This window comes from Oribacterium sp., from assembly GCF_057249185.1.
Map to the genome: position 1 here is coordinate 1 of NZ_DBHIGR010000047.1, position 13,807 is coordinate 13,807.

The following is a 13,807-nucleotide window of genomic DNA, read 5'->3' on the forward strand; positions in this document are numbered from 1 at the left end:
CCGGCGAATAGCAGTGTACCGGGCAATAACTGCAGAAACTCTTTTTTTCCATAAAAGGACAACGGGCAATCCTCGATATGGCATAGTCCGAAAGCGCCTTACATTCTTCGCAAAGTGCCCCGGATCCACCGTGCTTCTTCTTGCAGTATAGAGAAATCATCTCCGAGATCAAACGGATTTCACCCTGTCTCTTCTTTTCAATCTGCTCTGAATTCATAAAGCGCATTCCCTTTCTTTGCCAATAGAGTAAAGATTTTGTCAGTTGCTAAAGGAATAAAAAGAGAGTAATCATTAACACTTTGATACAATGGTTTCGACTAAAAAACTATGCAAAGGAGATTACTCTAATGGATATTGTAGCACTATTGGAGGTTTTGGCAAAAGGCTTACTTGACGCAGAGAACAAATATAGTGGCTTTTCTCTTGTAATTTATGATTTTCGAAATACAATGAAAAGTAAAGGATTTGTCTTGTGCTTTACTTTAAGATTAGGAGGAAGAGGATGGCAGAGCTACAGTATAATTTGATTGATGATTGGGAAAAGAAAGAGGTGGATCTTCCTGCATTGGAAGAAGCCTTAGAGCAGGGAAGCTCTGATCGTTATAGTGGAAAGGTATTTCATGATATTGCCGCAAAGTGGAAGAAATACAAGAAAAGGGGCATTTCGAATCTTTACCTTTTAAAGGAAGCTGAAGATGAAGGTCTGGCTTGTGCGTACTATGCTTATTCGATTACAAATGGTGTGATAGAGGAGGCACAGCTAGAAAATTTGCGTGCGCTTTGCGCAGAGAAGCTCTCTACTGGAGAAATGCGTGCCAGTGCATCCTTCTGTAAGGCATCTGAATGGTGGGATACCAATCCTACTTATCTTACGAAGCTGGTGGAAAAGGGAGAGGCAGATAGGCTGTATGAATACCTGAGTGCACAGCTGTTCCCCCAAGGGATAGTTCTCACCTCTCTAAGTGCGAAAATGAATGCTAAAGAAGAGCTTGCCTGCTCGGCAATCGCTTGGGGCTTAAAGGAAGGCGGATTTTTCAAAAAAGGCGCTTACATGAGTAGAGCAATCGATAATCGCTATCTTTAAAGACGCATAGCTGTTCTGACAATTCCTAGGCCGTTAAAACGGCAAAGCCAAAATCCCCTGTTGAAACAGCATATACAGGACGGTGCCGGAGAAGATGGAAAGCAGCATATTCCGCTTCCAACAATGCATCAGGATGGTTAGTCCAAGAGAAAGAAACTCCGGTAGTCCTTGGTTTCCGCTAAATAACTGAACATTACGAAGACAATACACCAAAAGCAGAGCAAAGCTTGCGGGAGGCAGAGCCTTTCCCAGATATTGCACTGTTTTAGGGGTATTTTTTTGAAATAAGATAAAGGGCAAAAAGCGGGTCAGCATGGTGCCCAGAATACAAAGCGCTATGATAATGATGCGTTGCCATACAGTCATAAGCTTGCATTCGCTTCCATAAATTGCTGTTCCAGCTTAGGCTTTGCCAGGAGGAAAATGCCTAAGATTCCCAGCATGGCAGGTAGGATGAAATGCTCTGCTTTAAAAATAACTAAGGACAGGATGGATACCCCCAGTCCCAGCATGGCAATACCGTAGAACAGATGGCGAAGCTGAATCATTATAGCCAGAAAAAGCGTTTCCAAAGGAGCAAATGGACCCAGCAGAAATCCCACAGCCAAGAGCTCTAAGGAACCTCCGTAGATTAAAGAGGCCATAAAGAAGGTATAGACCACGGAAAGACCGGCGCTATGCATATAGATGCCATAGGCAAAGCCCAGAAATAAAAAGCCGGTTAAGTTGGGAACGGTATGAGGGAAGGCGGCCTTTAGCGCCTTTTTTTGCTGTTCATGAAGCATAAGACAAAATGGAAATAGTCTGTATAGGAGTAGATAAAAGTTCAGCCTATCTGTCTCCTTACCCTTGAATATGTTCCTGTTAATATTGTAAACTTAGGTGGACGTTTTTAATAAAATCAATACAAAAAGGTAAAGAGGATCAACTATGACTGTCACTAAAATAGAGTGCCCCAATTGCCATGGCCAGCTTGATATACCTGATGGATTAAAAGAAGGCTTTGTCACCTGTAAGTTTTGTAATACCAAGGTATACATCGAGCCGTATAAGCCGAACATTACTCAGAATTTTAATATAAAGGAAGTGAATTACAATAAGCCCGATGCCACCGTACATAATAACTCTAAGTTGCTTAATGTAATTGCGGTTGTTGTCATTCTCGGCATTCTTTCCACTGCTTTTCTGTTTGTAAGTATCCTTCCCCTTCTTCGTTATCGTTCTCCCGGAATTGTCAGCAATAAGGAAAGCTACCGAACGACTCCGAAAGCGGATGTGATGAAAAGCTTTTCTGAAAAGGCCTTTTCCAAGCCCTTGTCAAAAATTACGGCGAAGGACTATGCTTCTTTACAGTACCTTGCTATCATCAAGAAGAAGGATCTTTCTGACGGTGTGGATAAATGGTTTTTCTCTTACTCCACTTCGGTGGACGATTCCGGAAAGCCGGTCGAGGAACATACCGTCTATCTTCCCGGAGCGGATTATCTTGACGAAGAGGATATACAGCCTTTCACCGGTTTAATTTCTCTTTCCCTCGGCTCCGGTTTTCGCTATTCCTATGATGATGACAATGCCAATGATCTTCGTTGTCTTTCCAATCTGCAATTTTTTTCTACAGAATACGCTACTTTTAGCGAAATGGAAAGAACACTTCTGAATCCCGAGAAAATCATCGGTCTTTCCGGCGTTACGTTCCGCGATGAGCCGTCCTACAGTTATGATTATTCGAAAACGAAAGATATTGCAGATATTTACAAGTCTTTCTCTTCTTTAAGAGAACTCTCCGTATCGGTAGACTCGGATTTCGAGCCGGGAATCAGTGTACTCAGCTATTTTCCGAATCTGGAACACTTAGCTTTAAGAATAGAAAGTGGTAGAGATGAGCCATTGGACCTTTCTCCACTCTCCTCTTTACGCAATTGTAAGAGCTTATTTATAAACGGACCCTATTCGCAGTCTGTAGGAAATCTTAGTGTTCTATCCGGTATGCCTCAGATTGAGAATCTGGGAATTTCCAACATTCCGAATTTTAAAGATCTACAGTTCGCGCAAAATATGCCGAAGCTGAAGTCGCTCCATCTCGTCAGTCTTCCGATTCTTTCATTGGACGGGCTGAGAAATATAAGTTCTTTAAACAGCCTTTACCTGGACTGTAGTAATCTGAAAAATGCCGATGCTCTGTCGAGCCTTACTTCTTTACAGACTTTGGGCTTTGCTTACCATAATTATGAGATTCCGGATTTACACGGCTTATCCGCTTTGGAAAATGCAGAGGTTTATTGCAATGACTTGGATAAAATCGCGGGTATGCCATCTCTTAAGAGTTTGACTATCCATAATAGTGCACAGGAATATGAGGGAGACTTCCTACGCGGTATGAATAGCCTAAGTGATTTAGTGATTGTCGGAAACGGCATTATAGGAGAGGTACTGCCTTCTTTAGGGCCGGCTTTACGGGAGCTTCCTTCCCTACAAAAAGTTACTTTCCGCGGAACTCCCATGGACAGTTACCAAGACTACAGCAGTTCTCTTTCCAATCTCGGCGTAAAGGAAATGTATTTTCTGCTCGAAGATGATAGTATTACGGCGGACAAGCCTCTTCTTCCCCTTTATCTGAGCAAACTGGAGGACGATTATACGGTTCAGGTCTTAAATCTTTCTCTTGCGAGAATCCAAAATTTGGATAATGAAACAAGGAACTTCTATCCCAACGCAAAGGCCTATCTCTCCCATTTTAAGGCTCTGAAAAGGCTGTACATTGCCGGAAATACACTGGAGAACCTGGATTGTATAGAGGGGCTTACAACTCTTGAGGAGTTGGATATTTCGGAAAATTACATCTCTGATATCTCCGTCCTCCGGAATTTTCCGAACTTAAAGAAAGTAAAACTCTCCGGAAATCCTGTAGTGAATATGGAGATTTTACTGGACAGTATAGAAATTGTTCCAAGTTTAGACTAAATAGCGGACTGAAATGACTAAGTTGAAGTACTGTATATTGGTGCATTTCATAAATTGTGATATTATCTTAGGAGATTTACCAATTTGACATTTCTAAAAATATTTGTTATACTTCCGGTAAATAAAAAGGGTGTCCCGCTACCGTTAAAGGTGGAGCATTAAAGAAGGTGTCTCACTACCTATATCCCAAAGGTGAAGCATTAAAGCGAACAGAGAGGATAAAACCTCTCTGTTTTTTTAGGAGAAGACAATGGCAGAAGCGATTAAATATGGATTTTACGCTATAAATCCTGATTATCTTGAATATCTAAATCAAATAGATTCAGAAGTTTATTACAACCCATCGTATAGAAACAGTATTAAACCATTTGTTGGAATTATTGTTGGAATAGAAAACTATAATTATTTTATTCCAATATCTTCTGCAAAGGAAAAGCACAAAAGATGGAAGAATGTTTCTGATGAGCATTTTTTGATTTATGAAGTAATTGATAATAACATTACTATAAATGGAGATATATACAAAGATTACTCTGATGAAGAAAAAATGCACATATTGTCTATATTGGATATTAAGAAAATGATACCTGTACCGAAGGGTTGTTATGAAAGAATTGAGTTTGATAAGCTTGATGACATCAGATACAAAGACTTATTTGAAAAAGAATATGCTTTTTGCCTTAAGATAAAAACAAAGGTTATGAAAAAGGTAGAAAAATTATATCAGAAGCAAAAGGAAACAGGAACTATCAGAAGAGCAAATTGTAATTTTTCAGAGTTAGAAAAAGCAATGATGGACTGGAAGTAAAATATAAATTACTTATGCATAATCAAGTAAGTGGAATAATATTTTGCTTCTCTTTTTTGCGATGAAAGGGGGAGGCAAATGACAGATGAAGAGTTTCTGGACTACTATAGGAAATCCGAGCAAAAAGTAAGCGGCTAAACCATCATTTTCAAATCATCGCTTTCAAATCATAACTTTCCCTAAAATTTATTGCATAGAACTTCTTTTCAGAGTATTCTTGAGCGGTATTGTATTTAAGGGGGAGAGAAGATGTTTTCTATACTGTTGCTCATGATTTATCTGGCATTTATCAGTCTGGGACTGCCGGATGCTTTGCTGGGCTCGGCCTGGCCGATCATGTATCAGGAATTTGCTGTTCCCGTATCCTATTCGGGAACAGTTTTTATGATTATTTGCGGAGGAACCATTCTCTCCAGCTTAAACAGTGAAAAATTGAATCGTCGCTTTGGAACCGGGAAAATTACGGCAATTTCGGTGCTTTTAACCGCTATTGCCTTATTTGGTTTTTCCATTAGCCACAGCTTCCTTATGCTCTGCCTCTTTGCCATTCCTTACGGTTTGGGAGCAGGTTCTGTGGATGCGGCCTTAAATCACTATGTGGCTCTGCACTATTCCAGCAGACACATGAGCTGGCTACATTGTATGTGGGGCTTGGGAGCCTCCGTAGGTCCTTATATTATGGGCTTTGTTTTACAAAAGGGAGAGCCTTGGAGCAGGGGGTACCTGATTGTTTCTCTGATTCAATTTGCTCTGGCTATTGCCCTTTTTTGCAGTCTTTCTTTATGGAAGAAAAAGCCGGAGGAACTTAAGGAAAATGCTGCAAGCACTGCAAAACAAGAAGATTCTCAGCAAAATGAGTTCCGGCAAAATGAATCTCAGCTGGAATCCTGTTCTGAAGAAGTTAAAAAGCAAGAAGCTCTTCCATCTGGAGTCCCCAAACAAAAGGCTTTAAGCCTTAAAGAGATTTTTGCCATTCCCGGAGCCAAGGAATGTATGGCGAGCTTTTATTCCTACTGTGCCTTGGAGCAGACCGTGGGCTTATGGGCAGGCTCTTTCATGGTGCTGGCTCTTGGGATGGAAGAGAATCTGGCGGCTTCCTTTGTGGCTTTGTATTACTTTGGGATTACCTTCGGCCGTTTTCTTTCCGGCTTTTTTACCATGAAATGGAAGGATGAGCAGTTGGTACTGGGGGGAAGCACCATTGTCTTCTTCGGTATTTTTCTCCTCTTTACGCCCTGGAGTAAGGCTATGGTACTGCCGGCCTTAATTCTCATCGGCCTGGGCTGTGCCCCGGTTTATCCTTCCGTAATTCATTCCACCCCCTATAACTTTGGGGTGGAGCATTCCTCAGCCCTCATCGGAGCACAAATGGCCTCAGCCTATGTGGGCACCTTGATTATGCCTCCCCTCTTTGGGGTACTGGGAAGAAGCTTTAGCATGAAGCTCTTTCCCTATTACTCTATGTTCCTCTTGCTTCTTATGATATTTGCCTACAGAAGAATGCTCCAAGAGACCAAGAAGGCAAGGCGGGAGAAGCGATAAGGAGCTTTTTCTATAGCAGTCAGCCAAAGAACGAATACGAAAGATATTTACTTTTGCAACAAACTGTTGCGCCCAGGGAACGGCGACAGCAAGCCGGTACAGTAAAATAAGACCGTATATAAAACAAGGTTGCATATAAATAAAGATAGTAAAATAGAAAAATAATACAACAGCAAGTCAGTACAACAGCAAGACAGTACAACAGCAAGCCAATACCCTAAAGAAAGGATGGAAATCCTATGCAAAAAGTACATGAAGAACTGGAACGTATTTTGCCCAAGGCCATCGCCTTGGCGGAAGACATTTTCAAAAACCCGGAGCTGGGCTATAAGGAATTTCGGAGCCGAGAAAAGGTGGAAGAGGCCTTAAAGGATGCGGAGATTCCCTTTACCGAGGTGGCTTACACGGGACTTATGGCGACTTTGGATTCCGGAAAGGAAGGTCCCTGCATCGGCTTAATTGCGGAGTTTGATGCGGTGCCGGTTCTGGGGCATCCCTATGCCTCAAGCGACCAAAATGCCGCCCATGCCTGCGGTCACTATGCCCAGACCGGGGTGATGCTTTCCGTATTTTTGGCGCTGAAGGAAGCCGGTATTATGGAACAGCTTCCGGGAAAGGTGAAGCTCTTCTTCACTCCTGCGGAAGAATTCTGCGACATGGACTATAGAAGAAATCTCATTAGAGAGGGGAAAATTTCCCATTCCTCCGGCAAGCAGGAAATGATTTCCCTGGGACTTTTCGATGACTGTGCGGCACTTCTGTCCTGCCACAGTATGGGGCTCATCGACACGGACTATCAGGCCGAGGTGGGAGCTTCCTTAAACGGCTTCTGCCAAAAGAAGGTCACCTTCCTGGGCACGGAGGCTCATGCCGGGGCTAACCCTCATTTGGGGGTAAATGCTCTTCATACCATGACTTTAGCGATTTCCGCCATCAATGCCCTTCGGGAAAGCTTTCCGGAGGAGGATTGCATCAGGGTGCATTACATCGTAACCGAGGGGGGACAGACGGTGAATTCCGTTCCTGCCAGAACCAAGATGGAAATGTATATTCGGGGAAAGACGGTGGAGGCTATCCGAAGCACGGAGAGAAAGGTGGACCGGGCTTTACGGGGAGCGGCTCTGGCCATAAACTGCGACCTGGAAATCCAAAATACCCCGGGCTATTTTCCCTTGGAGCAGGATCCGGCTCTTACGGAGCTGGTACGGAGCCAGATTCTTCGCTATATGCCGGAAAGCCGGATTGCGGAGGGAACCCACGGCACAGCCTCCGGGGATATGGGAGACCTGTCCATGCTTTTCCCCACGGTGGAAATCGGCATTTCCGGCTTCAAGGGACGAATTCATGGCCGGGACTTCGGCACGGAAAATGAAAGGGAGGCCTATCAGATTCCCGCCCACTATTTTGTGGATACGGTCATGCGACTTTTGGAAAACGAGGGGGCGGAAGCCAAAAGAATCCAAGAGAGCTTTGTACCCAAATTCAAGAAGGAGAACTATCTGGCAGAGCTGGATAGACTTCATACAAGTTTATTTTACGAAAGGGAGAAGGAATAATGAGAAAAAAGAATTGGATTTTAGGATTGAGTGCAGTAGGAATGATGGCTGTTTTGGCAGCTTGCGGAGGCAATGCAAATGCTAAAGCCACCACCGCTACAGAGGCCGCGAAGGAGGGAACTACCCCGGCAGCTAAGGAGGAGAAGGCGGAAGGCAATAAGGAAAGTAACGGCAAGAAGCTGAAGGTCACCCTTTTGGTTACCGGTTCCTTCGGAGACAAGGCCTTTAACGATTCCGCGCAGGCAGGAATGAAGAAGATTCAGGAAGAGCTTTCCGACAAGGCGGAAGTGACCATGGTGGAAATGGGGAACGACAAGACCAAGTTTGAAGGGGCTATGCAGGATGCTTCCGAGTCCGATGCGGATTTGATTATCACCGGTCTTTGGGACATGAAGGAAATCACCGAGAAGATTGCCCAGGAATATCCGGAGAAGAAGTACATCCTTTTCGATACTGCTGTAGACTATACTTTGGGAGACCTTTCCAATGTATATTCCATGAGCTATAAGCAAAATGAGGGTGCCTTCCTGGCCGGTGTTTTGGCAGCAGGGGTAACCAAGTCTTCCATGCCTTATGCAAATGAAGACAATATCATCGGTTTCGTAGGGGCAAAGGATACCGCTGCGGTCATCAATGACTCTGCAGTAGGATACATTCAGGGCGCAAAGTTTATGGATCCTGAGGTAAAGGTATTGGTTTCCTATGTAGGCTCCTATGTGGATTCCGCTACAGCAAAGGATCTGGCATTAACCCAGTATGCCAACAATGCGGACACCGTTTTCGTGGCAGCAGGTCCTGCCAGCGTAGGGGTTATCGAGGCTGCGGCGGAAAGCAAGAAGTATGTTATCGGGGTAGACTCCGACCAGGCGGAAGCTTATGCCGGAAAGCCTGAGCAGGAATACATCATTTCCTCCGCCATCAAAAATGTGGGAGAGAGCCTGTATCTTTCCGTGGAAAAGGCGGCAGAGGACAAGCTTCCCTTCGGTGAGGCGGAGGTGCTGGGCCTTAAGGACGGCGTAGTCGGTATTGCGGAAAATGACATTTACAAGAAGGAAGTACCGGAAGACGTACAGAAGAAGGTAGAGGACGCAAAGCAGGATATCCTTGGCGGCAAGGTGACTGTAGACACTGCTTACGGTATGGAAGAAAGCAAGTTAAAGAGCATTATCAGCGGCGAATAAATCCCGACAAAATCTTCGCTTGCCCGGCAAGCTTTTTCGGAGCGTAGAGTTGGCAAAGGCTTTGCAAGCTTTTCTAAAGAAAGGCTAAGTGGAGAATCAGTTACAGCATAGAATCAGGAATATTAACAGGAGGAACTGTGGAAGTCATAGCAGGAAGAGGACTTTACCAGATCTATCCCGGTGGCGTTTTGGCCAATGAAGACGTGAATCTCTCCGTGGAAAAAGGAGAGATTCATGCTTTAGTAGGGGAAAATGGAGCAGGCAAGTCCACATTGATGAAGATGCTCTATGGAGAAATCGCCCCCACCAAGGGGAAAATACTGGTAAAGGGGGAGGAAGTGGAGTTTCATTCCTCCAAAGAAGCCATGGAAAAGGGCATCGGCATGGTGCATCAGCATTTTATGCAGATTCCTTCCATGACGGTGGCGGAGAATCTGGTTCTGGGAACCGGCAAGTCTTTATTTGTTGACCGTAAAAAAGCGGTGGAGGAATGTAAGGCCCTTTCCGAAAAATACGGTCTGCAAGTGGAGGCGGAAAAAAAGGTTTCCGACATTTCCATTGCCATGCGACAGAAGCTGGAAATCTTAAAGGCGCTTTACAGAGGAGCGGAAATCTTTATTCTGGACGAGCCCACAGCGGTGCTGACGCCCCAGGAAACCGAGGAGCTTTTCCTGCAACTTCGGAGCTTGCGGGAAAAGGGGCATACCATCCTCTTTATTTCCCATAAATTGCAGGAAGTAAAGGCTCTTTGCGACAGAATGACCATTCTCCGGGACGGAAAGACCATGGGAACCTATGGGGTGGAAAGCCTGTCGGAGGCGGATATTTCCCGACTGATGGTGGGAAGAGAAATTCGTCTGGATATCGAGAAAGAGCCATTTTCTCCGGGAAAAAAGGTCTTTTCCGGGAAAAACATTTTCCTGCAGGGAGAGGGGGAAAAGGCGATTTTACAAAATCTGTCCTTCTCTCTTTCCGAGGGAGAAATTTTGGGAATTGCCGGTATTGACGGAAATGGACAAAATGAGCTTTGTCAGGTCTTGGTGGGAACGCTTCCAGCAAAGGGGGCAGAGCTACAGCTCTTTTCCCAGGACTTTTATGCATTTTCCGTACAGAAGCGACAGGACCTGGGAATTTCCTATGTGTCGGAGGATCGCTTCCTCTATGGCTCCGCGCCCAGGCTTAGCTTGGAGGAAAATGCCATTTCCCGAAGCTATCGGGAGGAGACGCTTTTTTCCTTCGGACTTTTGAACAGTGGAAAAATTCAGGCCTTTACCAAGAAGGTTCTTTCGGCCTTTTCCGTAAAATACAAAAATACCAAGCAGGATGTGAAATCCCTTTCCGGCGGAAATGCTCAGAAGCTGATTTTCGGACGGGAATATGAGGCCAATCCCCATCTGTTTATCCTGAATCAGCCCACCAGAGGAATTGATGTGGGGGCCATTGCCTTTATCCGAAAGAAAATCCTGGATATGCGGAAGAATAAGAAGGCGGTGCTTTTGATTTCTGCAGACCTTACGGAACTTCTGTCCCTAAGTGACCATATCCTTGTGATGCATGAGGGACGATTTGTGGGCTATCTGGACAATGACGGCAGTCTGACGGAGGAGGAGCTGGGCTTATATATGCTGGGAGTTAAGGAAGACAGTCAGGAGAGAATAGGAGAGGCTTATGAGCAGTAAACAACAATTTCAGCTTTTTCGTTTTATTCTGGCACTGGGGATTTCCCTTGGCATTTCCATGCTGATTATCTTTTTGGTCAGTAAGGAGCCTTGGACAGCCATTTCTTATCTGCTCTTAGGCCCCTTTGGCAGTATGCGGCATTTTCTTTCCATCTTTGCCCAGGCCACCCCGCTGATTTTTACAGGGCTTGCCCTAAGCCTTTGTTTTAAATCGGGAAACTTTTCCATGATTACAGATGCCTGCCTGTATATTTCCGCGGTGCTTACCGCGGCCTTGGCCATCCGCCTAAGCCTGCCCTTCCCCCTGCATCCCTTGGTGATTTTACTTTTGGCGGCAGGGATGGGAGGCATAATCGGAAGCCTGCCTGCTCTGGCGAAGCTGTATTTTAAGGCCAATGAGCTGGTCACTTCCTTAATGTTAAACTATGTCTTTTTTTATCTGGGACTCTTTACCATCAGCAAATACTTTGCGGATCGGGAGGCGGGAAGCTTTGCTTCCTTAAAATATGCCAAAACTGCGGTACTGCCGATTTTGCTAAAGGGCAGTAAGCTGCACCTGGGCTTTTTCCTGGCCCTGCTTTTGGCGGTACTTTTCAGTATTTTGCTGTACAAAACCCGCTTCGGCTATGAGCTTCGGCTTTCCGGAAGCAATCCTTCCTTTGCGAAAATGGTGGGAATTTCCTCCTCCAAGGTGATTCTCCTGACCCAGGTTCTGGCGGGAATGGTGGCCGGCCTTGGAGGGGCGGTGGAGCAAATGGGCATGTATCAGCGTTTTAACTGGCAGGAGTCTCCCTCCTATGCCTGGGACGGCGTCATTATTGCTATCCTGTCTCGTAATAATCCGGCATTGGTGCCCTTTTCCGCCCTCTTCCTGGCCTATATCCGTGTGGGTGCGGATATTATGTCCAGAAAGTCCGATGTGCAAAATGAATTGGTAGCCTTGATTCAGGCCTTACTGATTCTCTTTGTTACCGCGGAGGCCTTCCTTTCCGGATGGGAGCATAGAAGAGAAGTGAAGGAGTCCTTGGCGGCAGCGGATACAGCCCTGCCGGCGGCAGAGAATAGGCCGGCGGCCGCAAGTGCCGAGTCGGTACAAGATGCCGGGGCGGCGGCAACAAAAGCCGAATCAGCAGAAGTGCTTAAGACGCTACCGGAACCGGGAAAGGAGGAGGCGTAATGGGAGAACTGCTATCCATTTTGGGAAAGGAAGACTTTTACTTTGCCATGCTTCGTACCGCAACCCCGGTACTCCTTACCACCCTGGGCGCCATGACTGCCTCTCGGGCAGGGGTCAGCAACATTGCCTTAGAGGGGACCATGCTTTTTGCCGCCTTCTTCGGGGTGATTGTCAGTGCCTTTAGCCAAAGTGCGCTTTTGGGCTTTTTGGCGGCGGTGGGGATAGGGCTTTTGATTTCCCTGCTTTTGTCTTACTTTATCTTGGAGCTGCATTCCAACGGCATTCTTTCCGGTATTGCCTTAAACACTTTGGCTTCCGGAGGAACCGTCTTCCTTCTGTTTTTGATTACCGGGGAAAAGGGAGCCTCTACCTCTTTACACAGCCTAAAGCTTCCGGCTTTGCATCTTCCTTTGGTGGAGAACATTCCCTTTATAGGAAAGATTCTTTCCGGACAGCATATCCTGACCTATGCGAGTCTGATTCTGGTTTTTGTCATCGCAACTCTTTTTAAGAAGAGTCGTCTGGGAATGGAAATTATTGCGGTAGGAGAGAATCCTGAGGCGGCGGAATCCCTGGGGATTTCCGTAAAAGGAGTGAAGCGGACAGCACTTCTCATCAGCGGCGCCTTAACGGGAATGGCAGGAGCCTTCCTTTCCATGGGCTATGTGGGACTGTTTTCCGCAGGGATGACCGCAGGACGAGGCTATATTGCTTTGGCTACTCAGGCCATTGCTGGAGGAAATGCTTATTTGGCATTTCTGGCTTCCCTTCTTTTCGGTTTTTGTCAGAGTATGGCCAACTACCTGCAAAATACCGGAGTACCACTACAATTTATACAGCTAATTCCTTATCTTAGTATCGTTGTAGCCTATTGCGCTTATTGTAAGGCGAAATTAAAAAGATAATATTGAAATATAGCAAGAATTTTCGGCAATTTAGATTTGATTGCGGGGGAGTCTTAGCCCGATACTAGCGAAAAACCCGCGAAGAGAAGAACTGTAGAAACCAATAAGATGAAGCGATTGCAGTGTAGGTCTATAAGAGGGGCAATCTGAGCCCGCAGGTATTTACCGAAAGCCGGCGAAGGGAAGGACTGCAGAAACCAATAAGATGAAGCGAATGATGCAGTATGGGTCTGTAAGAGGGGCAATCTTAGCTCGATACTTGCGAAACCCGGCGAAGTGAAGGACTGTAGAAATCAATCTGGTGAAGCGATCAAAGCAGTATAGGTATGAAAGAGAGCAATCTGAGCCCATCGAAACTTACCGAAAGTCGGCGAAGGGAAGGACTGCAAAAATCAATAAATGAAGCGATTGCAGTATGGGTCTATAAGAGGGGGCAATCTGAGCCCGTCAGTACTTACTGAAAGCGAGCAAAGCGAAGCTTGAAGTTAGTACTGCTACGAAGGCGAAGTTAGCGGGAGCGTGCCCCCAATTATAGACCCATACTGCATCGGAGCGAGCTTCATCAATGAATACAGTCCTTCCCCTCGCAGGGCGAGGCTAGAGTGAGCGTCCAATTACAGACCCATACTGCTTTGGAGCTTATCACCTGAATGCTTATAGCCCTTCCCCTCGCAGGGCGAAGTTAGCGGGAGCGTGCTCGATTTCATACCTATACTGCTTCGGAGCGAGCCTTAAAAATCAAAAGAGAGACTATTTTTGTATAGTTTCTCTTTTTTTCTTGGCCAAATTTTAGGAAATCCATAGTATTTTTGTAGGATATATACAAAAACAAGGGGAAAAAGAAGAAAAATAGGCAAGAATAAACATTAAATTTGCATACAAATACACGTAAAATAACGCTTTTCCATTAATTA

The 13,807-nt window shown here is 45.4% G+C and carries 13 protein-coding genes; 10 read left to right on the plus strand and 3 right to left on the minus strand.

All coding sequences use genetic code 11. The features are described 5' to 3' along the window. On the minus strand, positions 1 to 217 hold a 217-nt coding region (locus ACO4PX_RS04160), incomplete at its 3' end, for a nitrous oxide-stimulated promoter family protein (RefSeq protein WP_472470743.1). 130 nt (positions 218 to 347) lie between these two features. Between ACO4PX_RS04160 and ACO4PX_RS04165 the strand changes: the two genes are divergently transcribed. Together ACO4PX_RS04165 and ACO4PX_RS04170 are read left to right on the plus strand one after the other, a co-directional pair. Continuing rightward, a complete protein-coding gene (locus ACO4PX_RS04165) occupies positions 348 to 527 on the plus strand; it encodes a hypothetical protein (protein ID WP_040649604.1) in 180 nt (59 codons plus the stop codon). After that, entirely contained in the window at positions 503 to 1,084 is a 582-nt protein-coding gene (locus tag ACO4PX_RS04170; protein WP_007158148.1) for a hypothetical protein, read from the plus strand. The genes ACO4PX_RS04165 and ACO4PX_RS04170 overlap by 25 nt, the downstream gene beginning before the upstream one ends. A gap of 33 nt (positions 1,085 to 1,117) precedes the next feature. Here the strand turns inward: ACO4PX_RS04170 and ACO4PX_RS04175 are convergent, their stop codons facing one another. Both ACO4PX_RS04175 and ACO4PX_RS04180 read right to left on the minus strand, forming a co-directional pair. Beyond that, positions 1,118 to 1,450, minus strand: a complete 333-nt coding sequence (locus ACO4PX_RS04175) for a branched-chain amino acid transporter permease (RefSeq protein WP_007158147.1) — start codon at positions 1,448 to 1,450, stop codon at positions 1,118 to 1,120. Beyond that, a complete protein-coding gene (locus ACO4PX_RS04180) occupies positions 1,447 to 1,869 on the minus strand; it encodes an AzlC family ABC transporter permease (RefSeq protein WP_007158146.1) in 423 nt (140 codons plus the stop codon). The genes ACO4PX_RS04175 and ACO4PX_RS04180 overlap by 4 nt, the downstream gene beginning before the upstream one ends. 145 nt (positions 1,870 to 2,014) lie before the next feature. Here ACO4PX_RS04180 and ACO4PX_RS04185 point away from each other — a divergent pair, with 145 nt between their 5' ends. From ACO4PX_RS04185 to ACO4PX_RS04220, 8 genes are all read left to right on the plus strand, one after another. After that, entirely contained in the window at positions 2,015 to 4,045 is a 2,031-nt protein-coding gene (locus tag ACO4PX_RS04185) for a leucine-rich repeat domain-containing protein (RefSeq protein ID WP_485571625.1), read from the plus strand. 250 nt (positions 4,046 to 4,295) lie between these two features. Beyond that, a complete protein-coding gene (locus tag ACO4PX_RS04190; RefSeq protein ID WP_485571627.1) occupies positions 4,296 to 4,853 on the plus strand; it encodes a type III toxin-antitoxin system ToxN/AbiQ family toxin in 558 nt (185 codons plus the stop codon). Between the two features lie 249 nt (positions 4,854 to 5,102). Beyond that, complete coding sequence (locus ACO4PX_RS04195; RefSeq protein WP_485571629.1) at positions 5,103 to 6,395, plus strand: MFS transporter; 1,293 nt, start codon at positions 5,103 to 5,105, stop codon at positions 6,393 to 6,395. A 239-nt stretch (positions 6,396 to 6,634) separates the two neighbouring features. Continuing rightward, positions 6,635 to 7,951 carry an amidohydrolase gene (locus ACO4PX_RS04200; protein WP_485571631.1) on the plus strand — a complete coding sequence of 439 codons (1,317 nt, stop codon included), beginning with the start codon at positions 6,635 to 6,637 and terminating at the stop codon, positions 7,949 to 7,951. Beyond that, positions 7,951 to 9,132: a BMP family ABC transporter substrate-binding protein gene (locus ACO4PX_RS04205; protein ID WP_308578970.1), complete on the plus strand. Its 1,182-nt coding sequence runs from the start codon at positions 7,951 to 7,953 to the stop codon at positions 9,130 to 9,132. The genes ACO4PX_RS04200 and ACO4PX_RS04205 overlap by 1 nt, the downstream gene beginning before the upstream one ends. Before the next feature lie 137 nt (positions 9,133 to 9,269). Next, positions 9,270 to 10,811 carry an ABC transporter ATP-binding protein gene (locus ACO4PX_RS04210; protein WP_485571633.1) on the plus strand — a complete coding sequence of 514 codons (1,542 nt, stop codon included), beginning with the start codon at positions 9,270 to 9,272 and terminating at the stop codon, positions 10,809 to 10,811. Further along, on the plus strand, positions 10,801 to 11,988 hold the full coding sequence (locus ACO4PX_RS04215; protein WP_485571635.1) for an ABC transporter permease: 1,188 nt from the start codon (positions 10,801 to 10,803) through the stop codon (positions 11,986 to 11,988). Before ACO4PX_RS04210 ends, ACO4PX_RS04215 begins: the two co-directional genes overlap by 11 nt. Then, positions 11,988 to 12,893 (plus strand): ABC transporter permease, encoded by a 906-nt coding sequence (locus ACO4PX_RS04220; RefSeq protein ID WP_485571637.1) that lies wholly within the window; start codon positions 11,988 to 11,990, stop codon positions 12,891 to 12,893. The genes ACO4PX_RS04215 and ACO4PX_RS04220 overlap by 1 nt, the downstream gene beginning before the upstream one ends. Positions 12,894 to 13,807 lie beyond the last annotated feature (914 nt).

Bases quoted from the DNA above. Each gene is read 5' to 3' on its own strand.
- ACO4PX_RS04190 (WP_485571627.1), top strand. From the start codon at position 4,296: ATGGCAGAAGCGATTAAATATGGATTTTACGCTATAAATCCTGATTAT.
- ACO4PX_RS04195 (WP_485571629.1), top strand. From the start codon at position 5,103: ATGTTTTCTATACTGTTGCTCATGATTTATCTGGCATTTATCAGTCTG.
- ACO4PX_RS04180 (WP_007158146.1), bottom strand. From the start codon at position 1,869: ATGCTTCATGAACAGCAAAAAAAGGCGCTAAAGGCCGCCTTCCCTCAT.
- ACO4PX_RS04205 (WP_308578970.1), top strand. From the start codon at position 7,951: ATGAGAAAAAAGAATTGGATTTTAGGATTGAGTGCAGTAGGAATGATG.
- ACO4PX_RS04165 (WP_040649604.1), top strand. From the start codon at position 348: ATGGATATTGTAGCACTATTGGAGGTTTTGGCAAAAGGCTTACTTGAC.
- ACO4PX_RS04175 (WP_007158147.1), bottom strand. From the start codon at position 1,450: ATGACTGTATGGCAACGCATCATTATCATAGCGCTTTGTATTCTGGGC.
- ACO4PX_RS04185 (WP_485571625.1), top strand. From the start codon at position 2,015: ATGACTGTCACTAAAATAGAGTGCCCCAATTGCCATGGCCAGCTTGAT.
- ACO4PX_RS04200 (WP_485571631.1), top strand. From the start codon at position 6,635: ATGCAAAAAGTACATGAAGAACTGGAACGTATTTTGCCCAAGGCCATC.
- ACO4PX_RS04215 (WP_485571635.1), top strand. From the start codon at position 10,801: ATGAGCAGTAAACAACAATTTCAGCTTTTTCGTTTTATTCTGGCACTG.
- ACO4PX_RS04170 (WP_007158148.1), top strand. From the start codon at position 503: ATGGCAGAGCTACAGTATAATTTGATTGATGATTGGGAAAAGAAAGAG.
- ACO4PX_RS04220 (WP_485571637.1), top strand. From the start codon at position 11,988: ATGGGAGAACTGCTATCCATTTTGGGAAAGGAAGACTTTTACTTTGCC.